The 24,106-nt window shown below is 68.1% G+C and carries 15 protein-coding genes and 1 pseudogene; 7 read left to right on the top strand and 9 right to left on the bottom strand.

Translation table 11 applies throughout. The features are described from left to right. The first annotated feature begins 28 nt into the window (after positions 1-28). Complete coding sequence (locus AB0C59_RS07780) at positions 29-6,961, top strand: polymorphic toxin-type HINT domain-containing protein (protein WP_363001929.1); 6,933 nt, start codon at positions 29-31, stop codon at positions 6,959-6,961. A gap of 167 nt (positions 6,962-7,128) precedes the next feature. After that, complete coding sequence (locus tag AB0C59_RS07775) at positions 7,129-7,533, top strand: hypothetical protein (RefSeq protein WP_363001711.1); 405 nt, start codon at positions 7,129-7,131, stop codon at positions 7,531-7,533. A gap of 153 nt (positions 7,534-7,686) precedes the next feature. On the opposite strand, the gene AB0C59_RS07770 is transcribed toward AB0C59_RS07775, so the two are convergent. The 7 genes from AB0C59_RS07770 to AB0C59_RS07740 form a co-directional block, all read right to left on the bottom strand. Next, positions 7,687-8,967: a tyrosine-type recombinase/integrase gene (locus tag AB0C59_RS07770; protein WP_363001709.1), complete on the bottom strand. Its 1,281-nt coding sequence runs from the start codon at positions 8,965-8,967 to the stop codon at positions 7,687-7,689. Further along, on the bottom strand, positions 8,967-9,194 hold the full coding sequence (locus AB0C59_RS07765) for a helix-turn-helix domain-containing protein (protein WP_363001707.1): 228 nt from the start codon (positions 9,192-9,194) through the stop codon (positions 8,967-8,969). Before AB0C59_RS07765 ends, AB0C59_RS07770 begins: the two co-directional genes overlap by 1 nt. Further along, a complete protein-coding gene (locus AB0C59_RS07760) occupies positions 9,194-10,624 on the bottom strand; it encodes a replication initiator (RefSeq protein ID WP_363001705.1) in 1,431 nt (476 codons plus the stop codon). Before AB0C59_RS07760 ends, AB0C59_RS07765 begins: the two co-directional genes overlap by 1 nt. Positions 10,625-10,763: 139 nt before the next feature. Continuing rightward, positions 10,764-11,489, bottom strand: a complete 726-nt coding sequence (locus AB0C59_RS07755) for a DUF2637 domain-containing protein (protein WP_363001703.1) — start codon at positions 11,487-11,489, stop codon at positions 10,764-10,766. Positions 11,490-11,524: 35 nt separating this feature from the next. Further along, positions 11,525-12,916: a cell division protein FtsK gene (locus AB0C59_RS07750; protein WP_363001701.1), complete on the bottom strand. Its 1,392-nt coding sequence runs from the start codon at positions 12,914-12,916 to the stop codon at positions 11,525-11,527. A 1-nt stretch (position 12,917) separates the two neighbouring features. Then, positions 12,918-13,115 carry a hypothetical protein gene (locus AB0C59_RS07745; RefSeq protein ID WP_363001699.1) on the bottom strand — a complete coding sequence of 66 codons (198 nt, stop codon included), beginning with the start codon at positions 13,113-13,115 and terminating at the stop codon, positions 12,918-12,920. Continuing rightward, positions 13,112-13,465: a hypothetical protein gene (locus AB0C59_RS07740; RefSeq protein ID WP_356226204.1), complete on the bottom strand. Its 354-nt coding sequence runs from the start codon at positions 13,463-13,465 to the stop codon at positions 13,112-13,114. Before AB0C59_RS07740 ends, AB0C59_RS07745 begins: the two co-directional genes overlap by 4 nt. A 163-nt stretch (positions 13,466-13,628) precedes the next feature. Between AB0C59_RS07740 and AB0C59_RS07735 the strand changes: the two genes are divergently transcribed. The 4 genes from AB0C59_RS07735 to AB0C59_RS07720 all read left to right on the top strand — a co-directional run bounded on the left by AB0C59_RS07735 (position 13,629) and on the right by AB0C59_RS07720 (position 17,110). Beyond that, the gene (locus AB0C59_RS07735; protein ID WP_363001697.1) at positions 13,629-14,516 is read left to right on the top strand and encodes a GntR family transcriptional regulator; all 888 of its coding nucleotides are present in this window, start codon (positions 13,629-13,631) and stop codon (positions 14,514-14,516) included. 570 nt (positions 14,517-15,086) lie between these two features. Continuing rightward, a complete protein-coding gene (locus tag AB0C59_RS07730) occupies positions 15,087-16,334 on the top strand; it encodes a helix-turn-helix domain-containing protein (protein ID WP_363001695.1) in 1,248 nt (415 codons plus the stop codon). 157 nt (positions 16,335-16,491) lie between these two features. Next, entirely contained in the window at positions 16,492-16,830 is a 339-nt protein-coding gene (locus tag AB0C59_RS07725; RefSeq protein WP_363001927.1) for a hypothetical protein, read from the top strand. Beyond that, positions 16,823-17,110 carry a hypothetical protein gene (locus tag AB0C59_RS07720; protein ID WP_363001693.1) on the top strand — a complete coding sequence of 96 codons (288 nt, stop codon included), beginning with the start codon at positions 16,823-16,825 and terminating at the stop codon, positions 17,108-17,110. Before AB0C59_RS07725 ends, AB0C59_RS07720 begins: the two co-directional genes overlap by 8 nt. A gap of 1,087 nt (positions 17,111-18,197) precedes the next feature. On the opposite strand, the pseudogene AB0C59_RS07715 reads toward AB0C59_RS07720, so the two are convergent. Both AB0C59_RS07715 and AB0C59_RS07710 read right to left on the bottom strand, forming a co-directional pair. After that, positions 18,198-19,157 (bottom strand): annotated as a pseudogene (locus tag AB0C59_RS07715) (site-specific integrase); the annotation flags it as partial. 34 nt (positions 19,158-19,191) lie between these two features. Beyond that, positions 19,192-20,351 (bottom strand): IS3 family transposase gene (locus tag AB0C59_RS07710; RefSeq protein WP_363001691.1). Its coding sequence is split into 2 segments (ribosomal slippage): positions 19,192-20,064 and positions 20,067-20,351, totalling 1,158 coding nucleotides; the frame shifts between segments, so codons are not numbered across the junction. Positions 20,352-20,481: 130 nt separating this feature from the next. On the opposite strand from AB0C59_RS07710, the gene AB0C59_RS07705 reads away from it, so the two are divergent. Then, positions 20,482-24,105: an ALF repeat-containing protein gene (locus AB0C59_RS07705; protein WP_363001689.1), complete on the top strand. Its 3,624-nt coding sequence runs from the start codon at positions 20,482-20,484 to the stop codon at positions 24,103-24,105. Position 24,106 lies beyond the last annotated feature (1 nt).

Genomic DNA, 24,106 nt, shown 5'->3' with positions numbered 1-24,106 from the left:
CGTGAGACTCGGCGCCGGCAGACTGCTGATGCAGTCGCTGGCCCTGGCACTGGTAGTGCCCGTCGGTGTGGTGCAGGTGGCCGATGCCAAGGGTGTGGAGGGACTCGGGCGGCCCGGTGTGCCGAAGTCCCGGGTGAGCAAGGTCGAGGCGTTCGATGGCCCTGGCGCGCGAAAGGCACGGGAGAAGGTCAGTCGGGACAAGAACGCCAACGCGTCCCAGGCCAAGCAAGCCCTGGCACAGCAGAAGGCGGCCTGGCCCAAGCAGGGCAAGGCGACGCTCAATCTTGCCGGTGGCAAGGCGGTCAACGCCTCACCGAGTGGCGTTTCCGTGACCATGACCTCGGCACCCGTGGCCGCCGAGAAGGACCGGGCGGGCCAGGACGGAGCCGGCGGTACGGCCCAGGTCACCGTGCTCGACCAGGACGCGGCCCGGAAGGCCGGTGTCACGGGTGTCCTGCTGACGGCCGAGGCGGAGACGGCGGGCACCGTCACCGTCGGCGTCGACTACAGCACATTCGCCTCGACGATCGGCGGTGGCTGGTCCCAGCGGCTGCGTCTGGCGCAACTGCCCGCCTGCGCGCTGACAACCCCGGACAAGACGGAATGCCGCAAGCAGACACCGCTGACCTCTGACAACGACATCGCGCACCAGTCGGTGTCGGCGAAGGTAGGCCTGGCCGGGGCCACACACGGGCTGTCCTCGCAGTTGACGCGTTCCGCCTCTGGCACCGCCGGCCCGGTGACCGTGCTGGCATTGACCGCAGCCACGGCCAGTGGCAGCGGCGGTGGCTCGGGGCCGTCCGCGGCCGGTACCGGGAACTACTCGGCCACGCCTCTGTCAGCGTCCTCTTCCTGGGAGGCCGGCGGCAACTCAGGCGCCTTCACGTGGTCGTACGCCTTCACCATGCCCCCTGCGGCTGCCGGCCCGGTGCCGCCGCTGTCGCTGTCGTACGACTCGGGCAGTGTGGACGGACGCACTGGTACGACCAACAACCAGGGCACGTCGGTCGGTGAGGGTTTCACCCTGACCGAGTCCTACATCGAGCGCAGCTACGGCTCCTGCGACGACGACGGTCATGCGGACGTCTCCGACCTGTGCTGGAAGTACGACAACGCCCGCCTGGTGCTGAACGGCAAGTCGACGCGTCTGGTCAAGGACGACGCGTCAGGCCAGTGGCGGCTGGAGGACGACAACGCCTCGAAGGTCACCCGGTCCACGGGGGCGGACAACGGTGACGACGACGGCGAGTACTGGACCGTCACCACCGGCGACGGCGTCAAGTACGTGTTCGGCCTGGACAAGCTCGACGGCGCGGACACCCAGCGCACCAACTCCACATGGACGGTACCGGTGTTCGGCGACGACTCGGGCGAACCCGGCTATGCGGGAGGCAGCACCTTCGCGGATCGGGCCCTGACGCAGGCGTGGCGCTGGAACCTCGACTACGTCGAGGACACGCACGGCAACGCGGCCACATACTGGTACGCGAAGGAATCCAACTACTACAAGAAGAACAAGGCGACCACGGCCGGCGCCTCCTACACCCGCGGCGGGTACCTGACCCAGATCGAGTACGGGCTGCGTAAGGGCGCCCTGTTCACCGACAAGGCGGACGCGAAGGTCTCCTTCGACTACGCGGAGCGCTGCACCGCCTCCGACTGCTCCAGCCTGACCAAGGACACCGCGGACAACTGGCCGGACATCCCGTTCGACGCGATCTGCTCCAAGGACGACGACGACTGCAACACCGCCGGCCCCTCGTTCTTCACCCGCAAACGCCTGACCGGCATAGACACCTCCTCCTACAACGCCACCAGCAACTACTACGACCCGGTCGACTCCTGGGCGCTCACCGAGCAGTACCTCGACGGCGGGGACATCGGTGACACCTCCGACCAGGTCCTGACACTGACGTCACTCACTCACACCGGCAAGGCGGGCGACACGAGCATCCCCCTCAAGCCGCTCTCGTTCACCTACCAGATGCGCCCCAACCGCGTGGATGCCACGGATGACATCCTGCCGCTGACCCGGCCCCGTATCTCCACTCTCACCTCGGAGACCGGAGCGATCACCACGGTGACGCTGTCCTCACCGGAGTGCGTACGCAGCCAGGTCCTGAACGCGGCGCAGGACTCCAACACACGTTCCTGCTATCCGCAGTACTGGCACATCAACGGTGCCAAGGACGCTTCGGTGGACTGGTTCCACAAGTACCGGGTCCTGGCCGTGACCGTCTCGGACCCGGCCGCGAACAACGAGGCGGTCGAGCACTCCTACGACTACAGCGGCGCAGCCTGGCACTACGCCGACGACCCGTTCACACCGAAGGACGAACGCACCTGGTCCGACTGGCGCGGATACCGGCAGGTCACCGTATGGACCGGCGCGACCAGCGTGACGCGCTCCAAGACGGTCTCCCTCTACATGCAGGGCATGGACGGGGACAAGAACAAGGACGGCACCACCAAGTCCGTTCAGTTCGCCCCGCTCTCCTCACCCAGTCTTGGCGCCGCCTCTCTCACCGACAACACCCAGTACGCAGGCCAGCTGCGCGAGCAGGTCACCTACGACGGTGACACGGCGATCTCCGCGACGGTGAACGACCCCTGGGCGAAGGAGACCGCCCGGCAGAAAGCCCCGGACGCCGCCGACATGGTGGCCCGCTATACGCGCATCGCCAAGACCAGCATGTACACGTACCTGACCGCCTCGCGGACGTGGCGCAGCAGCTCGGTCAGCACCACGTTCGACGGCTACGGCATGCCCGTCACCATCAGCGACTCCGGTCAGCAATCCACCGAGGGCGACGAAACCTGCACCCGTACCTGGTACGCCCGCAACGATGCGGTAGGCATCACCAGCCTGACCTCCCGGACCCGCACCGTCGCCCGAGCCTGTTCGCTCACGGACGCGAGCCTCAGCCTCCCGGCCACCACGACCACCAGCGGTGACGTCCTGTCGGACACAGCCACCGTCTACGACAACCCCGCGGCTGTGACATGGTCGGCAACCCAGAAGCCCACCAAGGGCGAGGTGACCTGGACAGGCCGCCCCACCGGCTACGCCACCACACCCGACGCCGACGGCGACCGGCTTGCGACCGGTTGGCAGACGATCGCCACCACCGGTTACGACACGCTCGGCCGTCCGCTGAGCATCACCGATAGCGCGGGCCACACCAATTCCACGGCCTACACCCCCACCGACGCGGGCCCCCTCACCAAGACCATCATCACCAATCCGAAGCAGTACAAGGTGGTCGCTTTCCTCGACCCGCGGCGCGGCCTGACACTGCGCAGCTACGACGCCAACCTGAAGAAGACCGAGCTGAACTACGACGCGCTCGGCCGACTCACCGAGGTCTGGCTGCCCGACCGGATCCGTGGCAGCCAGGCGGCCAACACCACGTTCACCTACCACCTGGACAACACCAAACCGTCCTGGGTCTCGACCTCGAAACTCAAGAACAGCGACACCTACAACACCAGCTACGCGCTCTTCGACTCCCTGCTTCGCCCGCTGCAGACCCAGTCGCCGACCCCGCAGGGAGGCCGTCTGCTGACCGACACCCGCTATGACACCCGCGGGCTCGCCTACGAGAGCTACGCGGACATCTTCGACACCACGAGCACGCCGAACGACACCTACACCAGAGCCGAGTACGGCGAGGCCCCTGCCCAGACGCAGACGGTGTTCGACGGCGCCGGCCGGGCGACGGCCTCCAGCCTGTATGTGTTCGGCGTCAAGAAGTGGACCACGAACACCAGCTACACCGGCGACTCCACGGCGACAACCGGCCTCGAGGGCGGCTCCGCCCAACGCACGATCGCCGACATCCGCGGGCGGACCACCGAAACCCGCCGGTACGCCGGCACCAGCCCGACCGACAGCGACTTCGGCACTAGCCCCGGCACCCCGTACACCTCCACCAAGTTCACCTACGGCCTGGACGGACGGCAAGGGACGGTCACAGGCCCGGACAACGCCAAGTGGACCTACGGCTACGACCTGTTCGGCCGTCAGACCAGCACCGTCGATCCGGACAAGGGCACCACTACCACCGAGTACAACGCCCTGGACCAGGCCATCAAGTCCACGGACTCACGCGGCACCACGGTCCTGTCCGACTACGACGAACTGGGCCGACCGACCGGCACCTGGACCGGAACGAAGACGGACGCCAACCAGCTCACCAGCCTGACGTACGACTCCGTCCTCAAGGGCATGCCTGCCTCCGCCACCCGCTACATCGGCGGTAAGGCGGGCTCCGCGTACACCCATACCGTCACCGCCTACGACAACCTCAACCGGCCCACCGGCAGCCAACTGGTCCTGCCGTCCAACGACCCGTTCGTCAAGGCGGGCACGCCATCCACTCTGGCCTTCGAGACGTACTACAACGTCGACGGCACAGTGAAGGGCACCAAGGAGCCCGCCGCGGGAGGGCTGCCATCCGAAGCCATCGACTACCGCTATGACGACCTCGGCGACCTGACTTCCTTCGGCGGAGCGACCGGCTACCTTCTCGGTGTCTCCTACTCGGCGCTCGCCCAGCCGCAGCAGTTCACCCTGGGCACTGGCGGTAGTGGCAACAAGTCCTTCTTCGTCACCAACACCTACGAGGACGGCACCGGCCGCCTGACGCGCAGCCATGTCACGGACCAGACCCACCCGTACATGCTGCAGGATCTCAACTACGCCTACGACCAGACCGGCAACGTCACCACTATCAGCGATCCCACCACCCTGGGCGGCACCTCCAGCGCCGACACCCAGTGCTTCGCATACGACGCCTACCAGCGCCTCACCGAAGCCTGGACACCCGCGTCACAGAAGTGCTCCGACCCCCGTAACGCCGCCAGCCTCTCCGGCCCGGCACCGTACTGGACCAGCTACACCTACAACACCGCCGGCCAGCGAACCAGTGAGACAGCCCACCAGGCCGGCAGCGCGACGAAAACCACCTACTGCTACACCAACACCAAGCAGCCACACACCTTGACCGGCACCACCACCAAGACCGACTGCACCAGGCCGGACCGCACCTACGACTACGACAAGACCGGCAACACCTGGCACCGCCCCGGCACCACGGCCACCCAGGAACTGAACTGGTCACCCGAAGGCAAACTCACCAAGCTCACCGAAAGCGGAAAGTCAACCGACTACGTCTACGGGGCCGATGGCACCCTCCTGACACGCGCCACCCAGAACGGCGAGCGCATCCTGTACGCCGGCGCCACGGAACTCCACCTCCGCACCAACGGCACCACCTGGGCGCAGCGCTACTACACCGCAGGCGGCATGACCGCCGCCATGCGCTCGAACGAGTCCGGCACCGACAAACTCACCTACCTCACCACCGACCACCACGGCACCTCCACCCTCACCGTCAACCCGGACACCACCCAGACCTTCACCAAGCGCTCCACCACACCGTTCGGCGCCGACCGCGGCAAACCCCTCAACGGCCCCTGGCCCGACGACAAGGGCTTCCTCGGCAAAACCCGCGACACCACCACCGGCCTCACCCACATCGGCGCTCGCGAATACGACACCACCACCGGCCAGTTCCTCAGCGTCGACCCGGTCCTCGACACCAGCGACGCCCAATCCCTCAACGGCTACAGCTACGCCGACAACAACCCCGCTTCCGGCAGCGACCCCACCGGTATGTGGCTCGACGACGGAACCGGCCACAACGAGCCCGCGCCCCCCGGCGTCGCCGCCGGCCCCGCAAGCCCCACACCTGGCTGCTACAAAGAGACCTGCGGCACGGACGTCCCGGGGATCAAGGGCGCAACAAGCAAAGCCATCGTAACGAGAACTCATGATGCCTACGACGTCGCTACTTACCTGTACACCCGCGGCCAAAAGACGGTAAGGAACCCCAGCAACACCTCGGAGGAAGAAGTCCACCGAGCGTTCCGCATGTACGACAAGCCGAATGGCGGACTTGCGGATGAAGCGGCACTCCAGCTGTGGATGTACGGCCTCTCGGAATCCGAGATTTCATACTTTCTGCACAACTACTGCCAGTTCCTTCACTGCAACAGCCCCATTGAGGCTCTGCTCACCGGACACCTGGTGGAGTCCCCGTTCCATTCATATGCCCTGCAGGACACCATCTCCGCTTCCCTGCTTGCCGGGGAGGCGTATCGCGGAAAGGGAGGTGCAGCCGAGGGGGCCGGGGGCTGCCACAGCTTCACCAGCGGCACCGAGGTGCAACTCGCCGACGGCGACTCCAAGCCCATCCAAGATGTCAAGGTCGGTGACAGAGTCACAGCAACCGACCCGGAAACCGGAAAGAGCAGCACGCGCAACGTTGTGCGCACAATCATCACCAAGGACGACAAGAGCTTCGTCACGGTCACCTTGGCCGCCTCATCAGATGGCACCCCCAAGGGGTCGGTGACTGCGACAACCACTCACCCCTTCTGGTCCCCCTCCAAGGGAGACTGGGTCAACGGTGGCGATCTCCATGCCGGACTGACCCTGCTGACCTCGGGCGGACATACCGTCAAAATCCTCTCAGTCCGCCACTTCGTAAAGCGGCAGACCACATACGACCTCACAATCAATGACGTCCACACGTACTATGTGCTGGCGGGCGAGACTCCCGTGCTCGTGCATAACTCCGGAGGCTGCCCTGATCTGGATGCGCTTTCGCAGAGTGGAATGCGTCCAGCAAAGGGGAAGACGACTCATGCAGGCCGTGAATACCAGAAGCACATGAACCGCGGCGATCTTCCTGTGGTTCCCGGCAAGGAATTGAAGACCGCCGGGCAGGATTTGTTGGACGATATTCTGACCAATCCGCAAACCACTACGTCCGCTGTCAATTCCGGCAACTTCGCGGGCGGAACGCGGTATATCATGCCGGACCCTGCTGGTGGGCGCGGGATCGGTGCGACCTTCGACGCAAATGGACAGTTCCAATACTTCGGGCGGTACTAGGCATGTTGGTAATCGAGCCGTGGGATGCAAAGGCGCGCGGCGACGCTAGTCTCGCTGACCTTCGGGGTGCGATCGCGGGGGCGTCTGTGAGTGCGGTCCGCTACGTAGTTCCGCAGGGGGAAACCTGGCCCGAAGGGCACAGGGAGGATCGTGCTCATGAAGTCGACATGGCCGTTGATCTGGTCATGAGTACCGGGGCTGCACTGTCCCTGTCCTGGGCGATGGATGGCCTCAACGAAGGGATGGCAATCGAGCTTAGGGAACCTGGAGAGTCGGACGCCGACTTGCCTGGGGACACTGTCGACGTGAGCGACCATGTCGATTGGGAGAGGTTCCTTGGGGCGGATATTGTGGAGATCAGTCCTGCCTGGCACGTTCCCAATGACGGGTGTCCTGAAATGCCGTGGGCGTATCGCCTTGGATTCTCCAATAGGTCAAGCCTGGTTATTGCTCTAGGTTCGGCTGAGGGGGAGGGGTTCACGTATATGCCTGACGAGCTGATCGTGTTCTTCGACGAGAGTCTCGCAGCCTCCTATACGATTCCGGCGAGTGATACTTCTTCGCGCGGATAGGTTGGATCGAGTCAAGGGGTTCGGTAGGCGCCTGGTGCGGTACGGCTAATAGCCGGAGCATTTACATTGCTCGGGAAAACAGATTAAACAGGCCCCGCCGGAATGATCTCCGGCGGGGCCTGGCGCCTTGTGACGGCAACGGTGACGGCAACGTCAGCGGACGACGGCTGCGGTGGGCGGGTCGTCCGGGGCGTCGGTCTGGCTGAGGATGCCCCCGAGGGTGTCGATGGCCTGGCGCTGGAGGCGGAGCCGTACGTGGGCGTAGACGCCGGCGGTGACGCCGATGTGGGCGTGGCCGAGGAGTTCCTTGATGACGACGAGGTCGACGCCTTGTTCCAGGAGCAGGGTGGCGGTCGAGTGTCGGAGGTCGTGGAAGCGGATCGTCCGGAGTCCTGCGTTGTGGAGGAGGCGGCGGAAGCGGCGGGTCAGGTTGCCGGGGTCGAGCGGCCTGCCCTTCGGGGTAGTGAAGATGAGTCCGTTGTCCGTCCAGCTCGTTCCGGCCGCCTGGCGCTCTTCCTGCTGCTCTTCCTGGTGGATCTTGAGGGAACTCAGGCATTCGGTGGGGAGGGCGATGCGCCGCTCGGAGGCCAGGGTCTTGGTATGCAAGACGGTCAGGCCCTGGCTTCGGGTGCGCTGGAGGGAGCGGTGGATGGTGGCGGTGCCGCTGTCGAGGTCGAGGTCTTCCCAGTGGAGGCCGAGGAGTTCGCCCTTGCGGAGTCCGGTGCGCAGAGCGAGTTCGTACAGGGCGTGAAGCCGGTCGCCGTTGGCCGCTTGAAGGAGTTGCCTGGCTTCGGCGGCGGTGAGGGGCTGGAAGCGCCTGGGGCGGGGCGCGGTTGTCTTGACGTTCCGGGCGACGTTGCGCGGCAGTTCGTCCTCGCGCACGGCGTGTTCCAGGGCGGACTTGAGGACCGCGTGGACGTACGTCACGGTCAGCGGTGACAGTCGCTTCTCGCAGCACTGGCCGATGGCGCAGCAGGCCCGTCGAGCAGCGTCCCGTTCCTGGGCGCAGCACTGGCAGGTGGTGCGGAGTCCATCGAGGAAGGTGCGGACGTCGCGGGTGGTGAGCCGGGCAAGTTTCTTCGCGCCGAGCCGGGGGTTGAGGTGGAGGCGGATGGCGGCGGCGTAGCGGGTGTGGGTGTTCTCCCGCAGGTGGTGAACGGCGACGCCGTCCATCCAGTACGTGAGGTAGGCGCTCACGGTGCTGTCGGCCGCTGCGACGGGGAGGCCGCGGTTGCTGGCGGCGATCTTCTCGGTGAGCTTGGTCATCGCGTCCTTCCGGGTGGTGCCGTAGACGCGGACGCGCTTGCGGGTGTTGCCGGGGGCCAGGACGTATCCGGCGGCTTCCCACCGTCCGTCCTTGCGCTGGTAGACGGTTCCGTCGCCGTTCGCACGGGTACGGGAGCGGCGGGACGAAGCGGGGCGAGACGAGGTCATCAGGCGGCTTCCTGTTCCATGCGGGTGCGGATGAAATCGGTGAGGGCGTGCGTGGGGATGCGGCGGGCGCGGCCGAGGGTGATCGAGCCGAGTTGCCCGGTGCGGAGCAGGTCGTAGACGGCGGAGCGGCCGAGCTGGAGGCGGGCCATCACCTGGGGCACCGTGAGTAGATCCAGCACCGGTGCCGCTTCCGCACGGTGGAGGGCCGTGAGCGGGGGCGAGGCCATCAGCAGCCCCCTTCGGCTGTGAACTGCCGTTCCAGTTCCCTGCGGTGCCATACGTGGGCGGCGAGGAGTGCGGCGCCGGGGCTGTAGCCCGAGTCGAGGTAGTCCCAGTGGCCGACGACGAGAGTCGTGTCCGCATGGGAATCGGGGAGGCCAGCGTGGGCGCGGGCCTGTTCGGTGCGCCAGGCGCGGCGGGCGGCGCGCAGCGCGCCGAGGGTGGTGGAGTAGCTGCGGGACTTGGTGGAGAAGTGGCCCCGGAAGCCGAGCATGTGCGCCCACTTCCAGAGCTTGAGGTGGGCGAACTCGGGCAGCCTGCCAAGGTCCCAGCAGGTGCGGATCATCTGCCGCACGTGTCGGGCGACGGCGAGTCGCGGCAACGGGCGGGCCTGGCCGGTGCCGTCGCACGTGGTGCAGGGGAGCGGGGTGCCGTGGGGCAGGAGGGTGGCGCCGCGTCCCTGGCAGGGGCGGCAGAAGAGGGCGCGGTCGAGGGTGCCGGAGGCGTCGGCGGATTTGGTGGCGTACTTGGCCACGTAGGCGGCAACCGCTTGATCGGTGAGTTCGGCGTCGGTGCCGAAGGCGGCGATCTCGCGTACGTCGAGCTGGGGGCCCCAGCCGAGTTGGCGTTCCCCGACTGCGCCCGACTCGACCGTGCTGCGGGCGCGCGGTGCGGCAGCCCGGATGGCGTCGCTGAGCACCCCGACGGTGGCATACGAGGGCGGAGGCTGAGTGCTGCCGTTGGGTCCGTCGAGGCGGATCACGGCATGGAAGTGGACCAGGCCGCGCTTCTGGTACTCAGCGACCTTGGCGAAGGACACTCGCAGGACCGCGTGGGCGGCCTTCTGGGTCAGGCCGAGTCGGGTGGCGAGCTCCCGGCGCAGGTAGGTGGTGAAGCGTGCCCACAAGGCCCCGGCGTGGGCGTTGAAGAGGACCGCACCCGCGTAGTCGTACGTCGCCGGATTCAGCGGTGTGCCGAGCAGAGGGTCAGCGGGTTCGTGGCGGGTGCCGCAGCGGCAGGGGCGGGCGTCGGGGCGGTTGTGGACGGGGCCGAAGGAGGGGGCGGTGAGGGTGGCGAAGACGCGGGGGTGGGTGCGGACGGTGTCGGGGACGTTCTTGCCGCCGGAGAGGCCGGCGCGGATGAGGTGGTAGGTGTCGGCGGCGTAGAGGCGGGAGCAGGCCGGGCAGCGGGAGGCGCGGCGGTTGCCGCACGCGGTGAGCAGGCTGCCCGTGGGCTCGTCAGACGTGGTGTAGGAGCGCAGGACCTCGCCGGTCGTGGTGTCGACGGTGGTGGTGTGGCCGGTCAGGCGGATGGGTTCGGTGCAGCCGCCGAGACGTTCGATCTGCTGCTGTGCGCGGTCGAAGTCGGGGTGGTTTGTGAGGTGGAGCAGGTCCCGTACGGCGGGGCTTGCCACGTGGCGCAGGTCCAGGGTGACCATTCGGGGCGTGTCCCTTCTGTTCGGGTGGGCTGTCCCGAGCAGCAACCAGCCAGGAGGGAAGGCGTGTTGGTGTTGCTCGGGGCATGACGAACCGAGCCCAGGGGCGGGCGAGGGGTGATGCGGGTGGTGGGGCCGGGGCTCAGAGTTGAGCGAGGGCGGCGGTGGCGACCGGCAGGGCGACGCCCATGCGCTGGCCCAACTGGGCTGCGGTGATGGGTGTGTCGTGTTCGGTGCGGTGGGTGTCCGCGATATGCCGGGCCGCGTTCAGCAGGGCGACCGGCAGAGCCGTGCCGGAAGCGGGCCGGGCCGTCTTGGCGACGGCGGTCGGAGCCGGATCGGGCTGCGGTTCCACGGCGGGGGAGGCGGCGACGACCGGGGCGGGCGTCGAGGGCGCGGATGTAGGTGCTTCGTCGGGCACCGGTTCGGAGACGGGGGTGGCGGCCTCCGGGTTCTCGGTGGGGTGGGTGGGGGTGTGGAACTGGGCGAGGAAGGCGGGGCCGACGTGGCCCCAGCCGAGCAGCAGGAGCGGGGCGACGGTGTCCAGGCAGGCGCGTCCGTAACGGCCGGTCAGCAGTGGTTCGGCGGTGTTCAGGGCGAGGGTGAGCAGGCCGCACAGGTGCAGCAGCCGGGTACCGGCCCGCAACTCCGCCTTCGGTACACCGCGCAGGGCCAGGAAGCGCAGGGCGACCAGGAGGCCGACGACCGACAGGTCCACCATCGGCGCGATCAGCGGGGCGATCGGATGCGGGACGCCGAGGCGCAGGGCGAGGGCCCAGACGTTGCCGAAGGAGAAGACGAAGGCCAGGGCCGCGATGACCGCCATGACCACGGTCACGGTGCGCCGGGTGAACCGTTCCTCCGCCATGTCCTCAACCTCCTTTCTGGCGTGGCTTTTCAGGGCTACTTGGTGAGCGACGGCAAGGGGGTCGTCGTCCGGCCGGTCGAGCGGAGAAGAGCGTCGAGGCACAGGTCCGGGTCGGCGGTCAGATGCGAGGTCTCTTCGGCGACGCGGGCCCCGTCGGCGTCGGAGACGTAGGGGGTGCGGATGCGGGTGTAGCCGGGGCGGCCCTGCATCGCCATCACCGCGACGCCGACGTAGGCGGGGTCCTGCAAGGTCACGGGGCTGGCGTCGGGCCAGTTGCGAATGTCCTCGCCGAGTGCGGCCACCGCGGCTTCCACGGTCTTCTGTGCGAACGACAGCCCGACGGGGCACACGTCGCGGATGAAGGTGGGGATGGCGTCGCCGGTGGTCTTCTGGCTGATCAGGATCACCAGGATGCCGACGCTGCGGCCCTTCTTGACCAGGTCCTCCACCAGCCGGGCGTTCTCCGCCGTCAGCGCGGCAAGACGTTTCGTCTCGGCGTCGCCGCCCTTGTACTCGCGGAAGTACGTGTGCGCCTCATCGATGATCAGGACCGTGAGCGGCCACTCCGGTGACGGGCCGACGTGCCACATGTTCTTCACGCCCAGCACGTCCCGGATGGTCGCAGAACGCCGCTTGCGCAGCTCCACCAGCCGCTTGAACAGCACGTTCGCTTCATCGAGGTCGTCCCCGCAGAACGCGAACATCCGCTTGACCAGGTCGGCGTAATCGCCCTCCGAGGCCCGCGACACCTTCCCGTCCGCCGTCACGATCTGCACAGCAGCCGACGGCGCGAAGTCGCACACGAACTTGTTGACCCCCGACGTCTTGCCCGCACCCGGGACGCCGGCCACAGTCACCCCGGGCACGTTGGCCAGGGACACGCACACCCGGGCGGCGTACTCGTCCACGCCAAGCTCCCAGCGCGTCAGATCCGCAGGTGGGCGGCCGGTGGGCCGATGGCGGGTGGGCGTGGTGAGCGGGTCGGAGCGCACGCCCCGGATCACCACCTTGCCGGGGCCGTCCGGTAGCACTGACACCCTGGTGCACCGCCAGGCATCGGCCAGGAACCGCGCCGCCTTCTGGTACTCCTCCAACCCGACCCGCGGCAGCGTGCTCGCCCGCACGATCACCCCAAACTGGTCGGGCCTGACCTTGATCTTCGGAGTCAGCACCCGGGGCGTGGGAGCGGCACCGTCCTTCTGCGCGGTGATCTGTGCCAGCAGGCTCGGGGTCTTGTCGGTGACCGTCAGCCCGGCCATCCGCGCGAGGCGCATCCAGCCCCAGCGGACCCGCAGGGCCTGCCGCATGCTGGCCCGTGTGCCCTTGTCGGCACGCACGTAGCGGACCACTGTCACCAGCAGCCACACACCGACGAGCGTCGTAGCGATCGGCAGCGCGTACGAGACGTATCCCGCCACGGTTTCCACGTCATACCCCCTCTTCGTGTATCAGGCGCAGCACGTCGCCGAGGTCGAGGCGAGCCGCGTGCTCCGGGCTCACGTCGAGCAGATCGAGCAGGTCGAGCACCGCCGCCGAGGCGGCGAACGTGGCCTTGCCCTCGGTGTTCGGCAGGGGCCGGAGTGCGAAGAACTCCCGTTCCGGCACGTGGTGTTCGAGGCAGATCACTGGGCCGCCTCCACCGTCACCAGCTCCAGGCGGGCGGCACGGTAGGCGACGCCATCGGAGAGCTGACCGTTGAAGATCCGCGCCCACGGGGTGGCGAACAGCTCCACTGGCCGCACCATTGCCCCCGGCTTGAGCCCGGCCGCCAGGCCCGTCTCCGGAACGGTGATCTTCAGGACTTCGGCGCGGCCGTCCTCCATGAGCATCACGGTCACCGTGTACAGCGACGCGCCGGTCTCCCGGTCGGTGGCGACCTCCCCGGTCTGCTGGTCCTTGATCTTCAGCGCCGGGTCGGTGCCCGCGATGCACACCGCCGACGGCAGCAGGGCAACACGGATACGGGTCATGGCCATGCCATCACATCCTTGTTCAATGGAGCGCTTGATCGACTCGCCATGACCATAGCGGCACACTCGCTACACCCGCAACACTCGATTCGTATCGATACACCGATACGGCTGAGACGCAGAGGACGCCCGGGTGTGCCGCGAGTACCGACGCCGCTACCCTCGTGCCATGAAGCTGCCCCTGGGAGAGGACTCCCGGCCGCCGTACGTCCAGGCCGCCGACGTCCTGCGCGCCGCCATCCACGACGGCGAGCTGCGCCCAGGCGAGCGGCTCCCCGCCGCACGCGAGCTGCAACGCCGCTTCGGCATCGCCAGCTCCACAGTCCAAAACGCCCTGCGGCTCCTCAAGGACGAAGGACTGATCTACTCCGTCCTGGGCCGAGGCAGCTACGTACGCGCGCAGGAAGCGCCGGCCGAAGCGGAGACGGAGGCCGCAGGGGGCGACGAGACCGACTCCGGCGAATCCGATCCCGTGTACACAGGTCTCGGCGACCTCCGGCGCGGCTGGCAGACCGCCGACAGTCCCGCTGACGATCCACGCCCCCCGTACGTGCGGACCGCGGACGAGCTCCGCAAGCAGATTCAGGACGGTCGGCTCGCGCCGGGGGCCAAGCTCCCGTCCGCCCGCGACCTGCAAGCCCAGTACGGCATCGCCAACTCCACCGCGCAGAACGCCCTGCGGGTCCTCAAGGAGGAGGGGCTGATCTACTCCGTGCAGGGCCGGGGCGTCTTCGTCCGCCAGCTCAGCCCGCGCGATCAGTTCCTCAAGCGCTACAACGAGGGGCTGGAGGAGATGGCGGCGCAGCGCCGGGCGGACGAGGAAGTGGTGCGGCTCAGCGGCAAGAGCGACGACGAGGTAGCCGCCGAACTCGAAGCCGCCGAGGAACGGTTCACCAAGGCGAGCGCTGAGTTCGAAGCCGCCACCGCCCACCGCAACGCCATGCGCGCCGTCATGGAGCAACGCAAGCGCCTCAGCGGCAACTACACGCCCGAAGAGCAGGCCGCCAGCGTCCAGCGCCTATACAACCGGCTGAACGAAGGCAGACGCCGACGCTGAACCTGCCGCACCCGGGGGAGCCGCAGGACGCGTAGCACGGGGAGTGTTGTTCAGAGTTTCTTTACTTGATCAAGGCGGCCCGCTGACGCGGCCCGCGCGCGCTCCGGCCCTGCGGGGCCGCCGCCCGCTCCTGTCTCCGCCCCGCTTGCCGTCGGCCCCGCCGGTCCGGGCGCGCAACAGTCGTACAGCGAACCACCCTGGGGCTCTGCCCCAGACCCCGGCCCTTCCTCCGAGGGGCAGGGGGCCGACTTACGGGTGCGGCTTCGTCGTGGTGAGTGGTCGCGGGGCGCGGGTGGCGTCCCTCGCCGTCCGGTCACCGGAGGCGTACCAGGAACCCCCGGGGGCCGCCAAGGCCGAGCGCAAGCGTCACGGGGTGAGCCTTGGCGGCCCCCGGGGAACCCTGGTACGGCGAAGCTGCCCGACCGACGAGGGACCCCACCCGCTCAGGCCCCCGGTCCTGCCGGAGTCCGGCCCGCCGCAAGGTGGGGCACCTTTGTGGGCGGGTGCCTGTCGGATCACCCCGGTTGATGTGCCGGCCGGGCGTACCGTGGAGTGGGAGGTGGTGAGTTGATGACCACGGAGCTGGCTGACAACGTCCGCAAGTACCGGCGTCGCGCAGGGATGAGCCAGGAGGAACTGGCCCACGCCGCAGGCGTATCGCCGGGCACCGTGCGCAAGGCCGAGCAGGGCGGCACCATCCGTATGGAGACCTTGCACACGCTTGCCCGCGCGCTGGGGGTGACCACGGCCGCGCTGATGGCCTCGGATGCACCGGAGCCCGTCGGGCGGGCCGAGGAGCCGAACCGGGTCAACCTGATCCAGCTCCGCGCCGCGCTCACGCCCGCCGTCGGGCTCGTGGACCAGGACGCCGAAGCCGTGGCCGAGGAACCGAACCTGCGCATCTTCCGGCGGACGCTGCAAGACGCGCGGGTGCTGTACTTCTCCGACAGCTACAAGAGCGTCGCGACTCAACTGCCGGGCCTGCTGCGTGATGCCGCACAAGCCGTCGCCTACTACGACAGTGGGGACGAGCACCGGCAGGCCCTGCTGGCCCGCGCCGAGGCGCTGCGTCTGGCCGGCACCTACCTCACCCAGGTACGGCAGTACGACATCGCGTACGCCGCTGTGCGATGCGCCATCATGGACGCCCGCCAGGCCGGAGACCTGCTTGCGGCGGGCTCCGGTGTCGGCTGCATGTGCTGGCTGCTGGTGAGGCAGGGCAGGTTGGACGAGGCGGAACAGGTCGCCGCCCGGAGCATGGACGCGGTGGAGCCGAAGATCACCGGGGCCGAGCCGGACCACTACGCGGTGTGGGGCGGGCTGGCGATGGAAGCTGCCGCCGCAGCCGCGAGGAACAACCGTCCCGACGAGGCGAAGGAGTACCGTCAAGCTGCCCGGGTTGCGGCAACCGCGGTCGGGACGGCGCATCGCAACGTCTCCCGGCACTGGTCCGTCTTCGGCCCGGTCACCGTCGCGGTCAAGGCCCTCGAAGACTCCCTGGTCATCGGCGACGCCCGCGCGGTGGTGCGCAAGGCAGGCGAGCAGGAGGAGCTGTCGCCCAAGGCATGGAAGCGCTTGGGCAGGCCCAGCACCAACGACGGGAACCGCTTCACCCTCGACGTGGCGCGCGCCCACACCCGGACCGGCGACCTGTCCGCCGCCATGGACGAGTTGACCCGTGCCAGGGAAGCCGCACCACAGTGGCTGCGGCACCAGAACGGGGCCGCCGAGACCATGCAGGAGATCCTCGGCAAGCGCAAGCGGACCCTCACGACGGAGATGCGCGAAATGGCCGACTACCTGGGCGTTGTCGGGTAGCTGCCACGCAGCGTGGCAGTTCGTGAACCAGGAGTCTCGAACTGCCATAGCTACCGCCTGGGGTGTCGATCCGTCAGTGCCTACGGTCAGTGCGTCCACCGTCAGTGACCCAGGCCGGGGGTGCCCAGTGACCAAGCCCAGGAGCGATGCCGACCGCATGCGTCGCAGAGAGCTGTACGACGCCGCGTCGGGTCGGGGAGGTCCCCGCTTACTGCCGTGGACCAGCCCGGAGGGGAAGCCCTGCTACCTGAGCAGCGACGGCCGGGGCTACCTCTCCACCCTCGCCGACAGCATCGAGACGGTACAGCTCAGCATGGGCCAGGAACTGCTGGAATACGCCCGCGACGCCACGGCACCCAGCGCGAAAACCCTGTCGGCGACCGAATACCGCTGGCTGGCCTGCCGGTTGACCGAAGCCCTGGCGGACGCGCTCAGGGTCGCGGACTCGCGCGGGCAGCGCATCCCGGATCAGGAAGAGGCAGCCGAGGATGCCTGACTCTCCGAACGCCAGCGCACCAGTACGCAACGCCGCTCGGGGGCGCTACCGCTTCCGCGAGTACCACGTGACCACCGCCCCCGACCCCATGGCCCTGCCAGCGTTCGAGGCGGTCTGCGTCACCGGCGAAGAGCGCAACTGCGGCGCCACCTCGGGCACACTGCACACCCCGGACGAACTGACCCGTTGGATCGCCGGACACTGCGCCCAGAGCGGCCATGAGTTGTACGAGCAGACCGCCCGTGCCCTCGTCCGCGCCGAACCCGGGGCATGGCAGTAGAGTCCCGCTGCACCGACACCACGCCAGCGCAATCGCGTGCCCCGAGCCGTTGACGGCAGTAGCGACGGCAACGCCCACGGATTTCCCCGCACATCCACGGACTCCAGCGGAACGCAAATCACGCGCTGACCTGCGAAGAAGCAGGTAGAGGGGTACCGCGTAGCACACGTACTATGTACTTGCTGGTCAGACGCCGGTACTCGTTCACAATTCAGGACCAAACTGCGGGGTTCCGCTTGGGGGTAAGAATGGTGACCACCTTGGCGGGGAAGATTTCCACGGTAGTGAATACTCCCTGGACGAGATCACTGAGTTCGTGAATGGGCATACGGGTGATGGGAATCCGGCGATGGGTAGACCTTCGGCGGCAGAGGTAGAAACCACGTTGAGGTAAGCTGGGCCCCGTCAGATCGAAGGGCAGAATTCATCGCGATTCGACCATGATGGAGTTCGCGTCATCGTGAACTGGGATATGCCATGGAAATCGACGGCCTACTACCCCGGAAGGTGATGTCATGTCGGAAGTTCAAGCCCGTGAGTGGCTTGGTCGCCACCTGGGAGTCGCTGAAGCAGACCAACTTGATCGGACTGTGGTCAGTGTGGCCCCTGCTCGATCGTTGGGCCTGGTCGCGCTGCTACTTGGTTGGTACGAGCACGTGACGCGGATGGAGAGGGAGCTCGACCTCCCCGATTCCGACAGGTCCGTCTGGGGTGCGCATGACTTGATTGCGGCCGATTCCCTGCGAGATTTCATCGCCAGAGGGTTGGAGAGCATCCCGGAGGGAGGGGCGAGAAATTACCTCGTCGCCCTCGATGAGGCGGATTCGAGATTTCTCTCCTACACGGAAGTTGACGAACTGGGCGCCCTCCTTCGGCTTAATGGTGGTGAGTCTAAGGTCCGTGGATGGTGGTGGACGCGCATTCCGTGCTCTGGGCCGATCCGTAGAGATCTAGATCGGTTCTCCGCGTCGTTCTAGAAATCAATTAAGCCCCCTCCTTGGGTGGCCAGGAAACGCCAGAGTGCCCCACCAGCGACTGTTGCTGGTGGGGCACTTGGGGCTCTTGACGGCATTAGTTGACGGCAACGTCAGCGGACAGGGGCTCCGACGAGGGGTGGTTCGTCGCCGTCGTCGGGCTTGCCGGTGATCTCGGCGGGGTTTCGGAGCGCGTGGCCGAGGAGGTCGATGGCGTCGCGTTGGAGGCGGAGCCGGACGTGGGCATAGACCGTGGCGGTGACGCCGATGTGGGCGTGGCCCAACAGCTCCTTGATCACGACGAGTTCCACTCCCTGCTCCAGGAGGAGGGCCGCCGTCGAGTGGCGGAGGTCGTTGAACCGGATGCGGCGGAGTCTGGCCTGGCGGAGCAGGGTGTTGAAGTGCCGGGTGAGGGTGGACCCCTCGACCGGAGCGCCGTCCGGGCGGGTGAAGACAAAGCCGCTATCCTTCCAGCCCGTCCCCGCTGCCTCGCGTTCCTGGAGTTGTCGGTCGCGGTGCTGTTTGAGAGAGCACAGGCACGGCGTCGGTAGGGCGATGCGCCGTTCGGAGCTCTTGGTCTTGGTCGGGAGGGCGGTCAGGCCGCCGGAGTTGGTGCGCTGGAGGGTGCGTCGGATGCTGGCGGTTCCGCCGGCCAGGTCGAGGTCTTCCCAGCGCAGGCCGAGGAGTTCGCCCTTGCGGAGCCCGGTGTGCAGAGCGAGTTCGAACAGCGGCTGCAATCGGTGACCGCTGGCGGCGGTCAGGAACTCGCGCGCTTCCGCGGCGGTGAGGGGGTCGAAGCGGCGGGGCCGTGGTGTGCCGGTGCGGACGTTGCGGGCGACGTTGCGCGGGATCTCCTCCTCGCGCACGGCGTGCTCCAGAGCGGACTTGAGTACGGAGTGGATGTAGGCCAGGGTCAGCGGCGAAAGCCGCTTGGAGCAGCACGTTCCGGCGGCGCAGCAGATGGGTTGGTCGCGGGCGGCGTCGAGGCCGCGCGTGCAGCACTGGCAGGTGGTGCGCAACTGGTTGAGCCAGGTGCGCACATCCTTGGCGGTGAGCTTGGCGAGCTTCTTCCGCCGGGTCTGCTGCACCTTCAGGTGACAGGCTCGGTCACGCGGCCAGGGTGGCCGGTGGCATGACGGTTTCGTATTCGACGGGGGTCAGGCGGCCGAGTGAGGCTTGTCTGCGGCGTCGGTGGTAGGTCCGTTCGATCCAGGTCACGATCGCGATCCGCAGTTCCTCACGGGTGGCCAAGGCGCGACGGTCGAGGACGTTCTTCTGCAGCAGGCTGAAAAAGGACTCCATGGCCGCGTTGTCGCCTGCGGCCCCGACCCGACCCATCGAGCCGACCATCCGGTGCCGGCCGAGCGCCCGGACGAATCTTCCTGCGCGGAATTGAGATCCGCGGTCGCTGTGCAGGATGCACCCGTCGACGTCCCCGCGCCTGGCCACGGCGTTGTCCAGGGCGGTCACCGCCAGACGGGACTTCATCCGCGCGTCGATCGAGTAGCCCACGATCCTGTTGCTGAACGCGTCCTTGATCGCGCAGAGGTACAACTTCCCCTCTCCGGTCCGGTGTTCGGTGATGTCGTTGAGCCACAGCCGGTTCGGGCCGGGCGCGGTGAAATCCCGGCGGACCAGGTCGTCATGGACCGGCGGGCCTGCCTTCTTGGTCCGGCCGCGCTTCTTGCCGAACACGCTCCACCAGCGGTTGTCCCGGCAGATCCGCCACGCCGTCCGGTCGGCCATGCGCGTCCCTTGGCCGCGGGCCTCGTCGGCCAGGAAGCGGTAGCCGAACTCCGGGTCGTCACGGTGCGCGTCGAACAGCGCGTTCGCGCGATACGCCCCCTCGAGCGCGGTGTGCGCCACCGGACAGTCGAGCCACCGGTAGTAGGGCTGTCTGGCGAGCTTCAGCACCCGGCACGTCACCGCGACGGGCACCCCGTCCCCAGCGAGCTCCTTCACGAGCGGGTAGATCCTTTTCCCGGCAGGTTCGCCTGGGACAGGTAGGCCGCCGCCCGGCGCAGGACCTCGTTCTCCTGCTCCAGCAGCTTGATCCGCCGACGCGCTTCCCGCAGCTCCGCACTCTCCTGGGTGGTCGTGCCGGGCTTCGTCCCCTCGTCGATGTCCGCGCGGCGCATCCACTTCCACAGCGTCATCGCGTGGACGCCGAAGTCGGCGGCCGCCTGCTCCACGGTGACGCCTGGGCCGCGATTCCTCGCAACCCGCACGACGTCCTGGCGGAACTCTTCCGGATAGGGCTTGGGCACAGCGACATCCTTCCCACCTGTCCTACAGGGCAAGCCAGATCAGATGTCACCCGATCGTGCGGCAGACCCTTCCTCCACCAGATGAAGAGAGTTGGCAGTGATACATCCACGACGCTCACGGGGAGCCGTTGTGGCAGGCCGGCGGCGTGCGTTCCGCACGCTGTGTCTGAGCTTGCTGCCCGGTGCGCTCGTGTTGGGTCTGCTGGGCCCCGCACCCAGCCCCGCCAGAGCCGACGACCCCGCGCCCGACAGCGGTAGCAGCACCCCCCTTCCGGATACCGAGCGGGCCAAGGTGGTGCGCCTGTGGGAGTCGGGCGGGCCGGGTATGAGGGCTGCCGCGGAGGTGGCTCTCATAGGAGGAGACGACGACGTCAGGACATTTCTGGCGCAGTCTTCCGATCTCCAGTTTCAGGACGACCGCGTCGCGACCGCGCAGGTCGCCAGCATCGGCGGCCTCAGCCTTCAGGATGCCGCGCGCAAGGCCCTCGACAGCAACTCGTCGGACGCCCTGAAGGCGTTTCTGAAGGACGGGTGGAAGGCGCCGCTGCTCCAGGACCAGCGGGTGCGCATCGCACAGATCATCGACGTGGGTGGCCCCGAAGTCCAGAAGGCGGGACGCGCCGCGCTCGACAGCAACTCACCCGACGACATCAGCGCCTTCCTCGCCGACGGGCAGTTCGACCGGCGTGAGCAGGACGAGCGCGTCCAGGTCGCCCAGATCCTCAGCGGGGCCGGCACGAACGTGGTGGCGGCGGGCCGGATCGCGCTGAACGGCTCGCCGGAGGACGTCCACGAGTTCCTCCAGGTCGGCCAGTACGTGGCCCGCGCCCATGACCAGGAACACGCCACGATCGCGCAGCTCGCCGACCAGGCGGCGAAGGCGGGCAGGCTGGCCGGGCAGCAGACCCAGGCCGCCAAGGACGCCTCCGCCCGTGCGGTGAAGGCGGCCAAGCTCGCCAAGGCTGACGCGCAGAAGGCCGCCGAGCAGACCCAGGCCGCGCAGAAGGACACCCAGCACGCGGCGGCCGCAGCCGCCCGAGCCGCATCAGCCGCCCAGCAGGCCGCCGACGCGGCGCAGACAGCCATCACCGCCGCTCAGGCCGCCACCAACGCCGCCCGTGTCGCCGCCAACGCCGCCGCCGCGGCGGCCTCAGCCGCGTCCGGTGCGGCCGAGGCCGCCTCCCGCGCCCGGGACGCCGCCGCCAACGCCGCCATCCACGCGGATCAGGCAGGCACCGCGCGCAAGGCGGCCCAGGACGCGCGGGACGCCGCTGCGGGCGCCCACGCCGCCGCCACGGCCGCCGATTCGGCTCGCACCGCTGCGGCTTCGGCCGCCGACGCCGCGAAGGAGGCCAGCGGCGCAGGCAGCGACGCCGACAACGCCGCGGACGCGGCCGACCAGGCGAACGCCCTGGCCGACCAGGCCGGAGCTCACTCCGCCCAGGCACAGAACGCCGCGGCTGCCGCGCACCGTCACGCCCGCGAGGCGGCCCGGGCCGCGGACGCCGCAGTCGCCCTGGCCAACGAGGCGGCGTCCGCCGCCACGGAAGCCCGCGACGCCGCGAACGACGCGGCCACCCACGCGGAGAACGCGGCCAAGGCAGCCGACGACGCCGCCGCCCACGCGGGACAGGCGGCGACCGCCGCCAAGCAGTCCGCAGCGCACGCCAAAGAAGCGAAAAAGGATGCCGACGCCGCGAGCGCCGCGGTCTCCAAGGCTCAGAAGGTCCACGACCTCGCCGTCCGTATCGACGCCGAGCAGTTGACCGCGCGGACCAACGAGTCCATCGCCCAGGCCAGGGACCTCAAAGCCCAGGAGGACCAGCGCACCGCTGCGCAGCAGGCAGCCGTCCAGCAGGCGAAGGACCTTCAGGCCCAGGCGGACAAGCTCGCCGATCAGGCCACCCAGCCCGGCGCCGACCCGACGAAGATCGCTCCCGAGATCCGGAAGGTGGCCCTGGCAACAGCCAGGACCGGGCGCCCGTGGAGCCAGTCCGCAGCCCTCGTAGCCCTGGCCGGCTCCGACACGGACATCACTGCCTACATCCGCACCGGCCGCCAAGACGCCACAGGCCAAGACGACCGCGAGGACGCCGGACGCCTCGCGGTAGTCGCCGGCTCTCCTGACGTCCGGTCTGCTGCCGCCAAGGCTCTGCAGGGTGACGACGCAACAGCCAGTGCTTTCCTTGCTGTTGGCCAGTACGAAGCCATGAAGCAGGACATGCGCCTCGTCGTCGCCCGGACCATCGCAAGCGCCGGCCCGATCGAACAGCAGGCCGGCCGCGCCGTACTGGACGTCGGCACAACGGATGCCCTGCGCCAGTTCATCACCACGGGCGACACGCAGGCGCGCGTCCAGGACGAACGCGTCCGCGCCGCCCAACTCGCCGACCCCGGCAACCACAGCACCGGCCCACAGGTGAAAGCGGCGGCCCGCATCGCCCTGGAAGGCCCCTCCGGCCTGCTCCACGCCTTCATCACCGTGGGTCAGTACAAGGCCCAGCGGCAGGACCAGCTCACCGCCACCCACGAGACTCAGATCCAGCAACTGATCGCCCAGGCTGCGGGTGTGGCCGCCACCGCGCAGAAGAACGCGGCCGAAGCAGGCAACGCCGCGGCCACCGCCGCCAAGGCCTCGACCGACGCCGCCGGATACGCCAAACAAGCCCAACAGGCCGCCAAGGACGCCCAGAAATGCGCGGCCCAGGCCGACAGCTACGCCACGCAGGCTGAACAGTCCGCCAAAGACGCCGCAGCCTCGGCCAACACCGCCCGCAACGCCCAACTGAACGCCGAGAACGCAGCAGCCGCAGCGATCACCTCCGCGACCCAAGCCGAGTACTCAGCCAGCTCGGCGCGTGACTCCGCCGACTCTGCCTGGACCGCAGCCCAAAACGCCAGGGCTTCAGCCACCGCTGCGGGCAAAGACGCCGTCGCCGCGAAACAAGCGGCCACCGACGCCTACCACACCGTAGTCCTCAAGCAGCAGCAGGAGGCGGAGCAGTGGCGGCAGTGGTACGAAGAGCAGAAGAAGCAGAGCCAGCAGGATGACGACGGGGGCTGGATACCGGGCTGGCTCAAGGACGCCGCCAACACAGTCGGCACCTACACTGCCGCAATCATCAGCAACTCGGATATCTGGACAGGTCTGGGCGAGACCGGGCTCAGCGTCCTGAGCATCGGCGTCGGCGTCAGCGGCGACATAGCCGGCGGCGTACTCTGCATCACCGGAATCGGCTGCCTGGCCGGTGCCCCAGCGATCGTCGCCAGCACGACCCTGGTGGTCGGCGGGGCCTTCGGCGCCGCAGACGGCATCGATCGCTTCAGCGACGGCCTTGGACAAGCCCTCCGCGAAGCGGAAGGTGCATCAGGCGGTGGAGGCACCTCCAAGGGGGCGGAGGCAGGAGCACTGGGGAATCGAAGAGAAGACTATGTAGCAGACCTGATTGGGGGCAAGGTCGCTAAGAATGCCAAGGGGCAAGACATCAAGATCGTCATGCCTAATGTAGGATCCAGTGGTCTAGATGTGATAGGGCCGAACGGCGAATACGTTTACGTGGGCGGAGGAGCGAAAGCGGCCGATCCTGCGAAGTTCGGAAAGGCGCTCAAAATCAACAAGTATGCCGCTGACGAGGCGGGCGTCCCAGCCATCTACTACTTGGACGCGGCCAATACGCCCGAGTCGGCAATCAACCAAGCGCGCAAAGTGTTTGGTCCCGACAACGTTCATCTTTTCAACCTGCCGAAGGGGTGAC

The sequence above is a fragment of the Streptomyces sp. NPDC048664 genome, from assembly GCF_040650555.1.
In the GTDB taxonomy this organism is placed as follows: Bacteria; Actinomycetota; Actinomycetes; order Streptomycetales; family Streptomycetaceae; genus Streptomyces.
This window is presented reverse-complemented; position numbering and strand designations above follow the sequence as displayed.